The organism is Kineococcus rubinsiae, from assembly GCF_011839805.1.
GTDB classification, from domain to species: domain Bacteria; phylum Actinomycetota; class Actinomycetes; order Actinomycetales; family Kineococcaceae; genus Kineococcus; species Kineococcus rubinsiae.
This window is the reverse complement of sequence record NZ_VWPY01000112.1, coordinates 1-4,422: the sequence shown is the minus strand read 5'-3', so window position 1 is coordinate 4,422 and position 4,422 is coordinate 1. Positions and strand designations below refer to the sequence as shown.

The following is a 4,422-nucleotide window of genomic DNA, read 5'->3' as shown; positions in this document are numbered from 1 at the left end:
GGTGAAACTGTTGCAACTGTGAGTGTTGATCAGGCACTTGATCAAGTCATTGCACAGCTTAAAGGTAAGAAAGTTCTAGGTATCGGTTCTCCTCGTGCAAGCTTGGAATCAAACTACGCACTTCGCCAACTTGTTGGTCAAGCCAACTATTCAACAGGTATGTCTCAAAAAGAGCAGAACTTGGTTGAGTTAGCTGCTTCAATCATGCAAACACAGGGTATCTATAACCCGAACATGCGTGAAATTGAGAGCTATGATGCAGTTCTAATCTTGGGTGAAGACTTAACGCAAACAGCACCACGTATGGCTTTATCAGTTCGCCAAGCTGCGAAAAATAAAGCGAAAGAAATGGCTGCGAAAACGCGTACTCCTGACTGGTTAGCAGAGCCTGTGCAACGTATTGGCCAAGAAGCAAAATCACCGATTTATATTCTTGCTGCAACACAAACGTGTTTAGCGGATGTTGCAACAGGTGAAGTTGTTGCTTCTCCAAACGATATTGCACGTTTAGGTTTTGCTGTCGCTGCTGCTGTAAAAGGTGAAACAGTATCTGGTCTTGACGATGATGCAAAAGCATTTGCACAAACGATTGCTGACACTTTAAAAGCGGCGAAAAAACCATTGATTATCTCTGGTACAAGCTTGCAAGACTCAGCGATTATGGAAGCTGCTGCACAAGTTGTACAGAATCTTGGTGAAAATGCTGGTTTATCTTTGACGGTTCCTGAAGTGAACTCAATGGGTCTAGCATTATTCGGTGGTTTAAGCTTAGAACAGGCATTTGCTCAAGAGTATGATGCTGTTGTTGTGGTTGAAAATGACTTAACTCGTCGTTTACCAGTTGCACAAGTCAAAGCTGCACTTGAGAAAGCTGAAACCGTAATCGTATTGGATCATAGTGAAACAGAAACTCTGAAACTAGCAGATATCGTTCTTTCTGCTGCAAGTTTTGCAGAGGGTGATGGTACTGTTGTGAGCCAAGAAGGTCGTGCGCAACGTTTCTATCAAGTGTATGACCCAAGCTATTACAAGCCTGAATATGCAATCAAAGAATCTTGGCGTTGGTTACATGCCGTTGAGACTGGTCTCAAAGGTAAAGCTGTAGATTGGACACTGCTTGATGATGTGATTGATGACATCGTGAAGAATGTTCCTATGCTTGAAGCCATTCAAGATGTTGCACCTGATGCAGGATATCGTATCCATGGCTTGAAGATTGCGCGTGAACCACGTCGTTATTCTGGTCGTACAGCAATGCGCGCGCCATTATCTGTTCATGAACCTAAACAGCCAACTGATCTAGATTCAGCATTAACATTCTCTATGGAAGGTTATGTCGGTAATCAGACAGCTTCTTCGCTAGTACCTTTCGCATGGTCTGCAGGTTGGAACTCACCACAAGCTTGGAATAAATACCAAGATGAAGTGGGTGGTCACTTAAAAGGCGGTGATTCAGGTGTGCGTTTATTTGATCGTTTAGCTAAACGTCCTGCACGTAGCTATGTGGCACCAACTGCTGTTGTTGTGAACCCTGAAAGTTTCCGTCTTGTACCAATGCACCATATCTTTGGTTCTGGTGAATTTACGATAAAAACACCAGCAATGGAATCTCGTATTCCTGAAGCGATGTTTGCTGTTGGTGAACAAGATGCAACACGTTTAAATGTTCAAGACGGTCAACGTATTACAGTACAAGCAGGTGAAACAAGCATTAGCTTACCTGTACAAGTGATTGAATATTTACCAACAGGCTATATTGGTTATCCAATTGGTTTAGCACCAACAGTTTCATTGGCTGAGCCTGTGTCTGTGGCGGTAGGAGTGTAATTCATGAATCAAGAAATTATACGTCAAACGCCACTTTGGGCTGAGAACTGGCCAATCGCTTATTCAGTGATTCAAGCGATCGTGATCTTGTTGGTTGTGGTTCTTATCGCTGCATTGATGTCATTTATCGAACGTCGTCTCTTGGCATTGTGGCAAGATCGTTATGGTCCTAACCGTGTCGGTCCTGGAGGTATGTTCCAGATCGTAGCTGACATGCTCAAGATCATGTTTAAGGAAGACTGGACACCAAAGTTTGCTGATAAATTGACTTTCCGTCTAGCACCAGCAGTTGCAATGGCAACTGCGGTACTTTCATTTATGGTTATCCCAGTAAGTCCATATTTGGGCGTTGCTGATATGAGCATCGGTCTGTTGTTCTTTATGGCAATGGCGGGTATCGCAGTCTATGCAGTGTTATTTGGTGGTTGGGCATCTAATAACAAATACTCATTGCTTGGTGGTCTTCGTTCTGCTGCTCAAACCATTTCTTATGAAGTGTTCTTGGGTATCTCATTAATGGGTGTGGTTGCGATTGCGGGATCTTTTAACCTTCGTGAGATTGTTGAAGCGCAACGTGATATGTGGTTCATCATTCCACAATTCATTGGTTTCTTGATCTTCGTGGTCGCAGGTGTAGCAGTGACTCACCGTCATCCATTTGACCAACCAGAAGCTGAACAAGAGTTAGCTGAAGGTTACCATGTTGAATATGGTGGTATGAAGTGGGGGATGTTCTTCGTTGCAGAGTATGTCAACGTGGTATTAATCTCAGCTTTGATCGTCACTTTATTCTTCGGTGGATGGTTAGCTCCATTTAACTTAGAAATTCCATTTGTTCCACCAGTTTTTTGGTTCGTAATTAAAACAGCATTCTTTGTGATGATGTTTGTCTTGGCACGTGGATCTTTAATGCGTCCACGTTATGACCAAGTCATGAATTTTGGTTGGAAAGTTTGTTTGCCATTGGCGTTGGTCAACTTGTTAGTGACTGGTGCTGTGATTCTGATGAATCAGGCCTAGGACAGCAGGGAGTACAAAATGTATAAAATTCTAGCTGGATTTGGATCGATTGTACGTTCGTTGTGGATGGTGTTTAGCCATGCCACGCGTAAACGTGACACGATTTTATATCCAGAAGTACCAGCTGAACAAATTGTACCTCCACGCTTTCGTGGTCGTATTATCTTGACGCGTGATCCTGATGGTGAAGAGCGTTGCGTAGCATGTAACCTTTGTGCGGTTGCTTGCCCAGTAGGCTGTATTTCATTGCAAAAAGCGGAAAAAGAAGATGGGCGTTGGTATCCAGAATTTTTCCGTATTAACTTCTCACGTTGCATTTTCTGCGGTATGTGTGAAGAAGCATGTCCTACAACTGCTATTCAAATGACGCCTGATTTCGAGCTTGCTGAATACGTTCGTCAAGATTTGGTTTATGAGAAAGAAAACTTACTCATCTCAGGTCCTGGTAAATATCCTGATTATAACTTCTACCGTGTAACAGGTATGGCTGTAACAGGTAAAGACAAAGGCCAAGCACAAAAAGAAAGTGCACCAGTTGATGTACGGAGCTTATTACCATGATGTGGCCATTTTATTTGATGGCACTTGTGGCCATTGTTTCGACAGTTCGTGTTGTAACTAACACGAACCCTGTACATGCGTTATTAAGCTTGATTGTTTCATTGCTCGCTGTTGCTGGTATTTTCATGATTGTGGGTGCACCGTTTGCGGCTGCACTTGAAATCATTGTCTATGCAGGCGCGATCATGGTTTTGTTTGTCTTCGTTGTGATGATGCTCAACCTAGGTCAAGAAACAGTTGAACAAGAAAGTAAATGGTTAACCTCAGATGCATGGGCATATCCTGCAATGTTGAGTTTTATCTTAGGTTTGACACTTGTTTGGATGTTAAATGGTGAATACACCACGATTTCTGCACCAATTGGCTTAGAAATCGTTGGTCCTAAAGCCGTAGGTCAAGCGTTATTTACTCACTATCTATTATTGGTAGAAGTTGCCGCGATGTTGTTGCTTGCAGCCCTAGTTGCTGCATATCACTTAGGCAAACGTGAACCAAGTGCAGAAGAGGATAAAGAATAATGGGACACATCCCTTTAGAACATGGTTTGATTGTCGCAACCATCCTTTTTGCACTGGGTTTTTACGGTGTAATGGTGCGTCGCAACCTATTATTTATGCTAATGAGCCTTGAAATCATGATGAATGCTGCTGCATTAGCATTTGTCCTAGCAGGTAGCGTTTGGTCTCAGCCAGATGGTCAAGTGATGTTTATTTTAATTTTGACACTTGCTGCTGCCGAGGCGTGTATCGGTCTTGCGATCGTCCTTCAGTTTTATCATCGCTTCCATCACTTGGATGTTGATGCTGCTAGTGAGATGCGCGGATGAGTACATTATATTTAACCGTTTTATTCCCGCTCATTGGTTTTATCCTTTTAGCGGCAGGGCGCAATAAACTTTCTGAAAATGTAGCTGCCATCATTGGTGTTGGTTCAGTTGGTTTATCTGCTCTATTTGCTTTAATTGCTGGTCTTGCTTTTACGAGCAGTGGTCAAACCGTTTTTGTTCAACATTTA

General features: G+C 42.8%; 5 protein-coding genes and 1 pseudogene. All 6 read left to right on the top strand.

Features of this window, described 5'->3' with window-relative positions; all coding sequences use genetic code 11:
* Positions 1 to 1,827 (top strand): molybdopterin-dependent oxidoreductase (locus tag F1544_RS27165; RefSeq protein ID WP_167588535.1); only part of this gene is annotated, 1,827 nt, incomplete at its 5' end.
* Positions 1,828 to 1,830: 3 nt separating this feature from the next.
* Complete coding sequence (gene nuoH / locus F1544_RS27160; RefSeq protein WP_004914292.1) at positions 1,831 to 2,847, top strand: NADH-quinone oxidoreductase subunit NuoH; 1,017 nt, start codon at positions 1,831 to 1,833, stop codon at positions 2,845 to 2,847.
* 18 nt (positions 2,848 to 2,865) lie between these two features.
* The gene (gene nuoI / locus F1544_RS27155) at positions 2,866 to 3,408 is read left to right on the top strand and encodes an NADH-quinone oxidoreductase subunit NuoI (RefSeq protein ID WP_004914290.1); all 543 of its coding nucleotides are present in this window, start codon (positions 2,866 to 2,868) and stop codon (positions 3,406 to 3,408) included.
* Positions 3,408 to 3,926: an NADH-quinone oxidoreductase subunit J gene (gene nuoJ / locus F1544_RS27150; RefSeq protein WP_506318479.1), complete on the top strand. Its 519-nt coding sequence runs from the start codon at positions 3,408 to 3,410 to the stop codon at positions 3,924 to 3,926. Before nuoI ends, nuoJ begins: the two co-directional genes overlap by 1 nt.
* A complete protein-coding gene (gene nuoK, locus F1544_RS27145) occupies positions 3,926 to 4,234 on the top strand; it encodes an NADH-quinone oxidoreductase subunit NuoK (protein WP_004914285.1) in 309 nt (102 codons plus the stop codon). The genes nuoJ and nuoK overlap by 1 nt, the downstream gene beginning before the upstream one ends.
* Positions 4,231 to 4,422, top strand: a pseudogene (locus F1544_RS27140) (NADH-quinone oxidoreductase subunit L); the annotation flags it as partial. The gene nuoK and the pseudogene F1544_RS27140, both read left to right, overlap by 4 nt.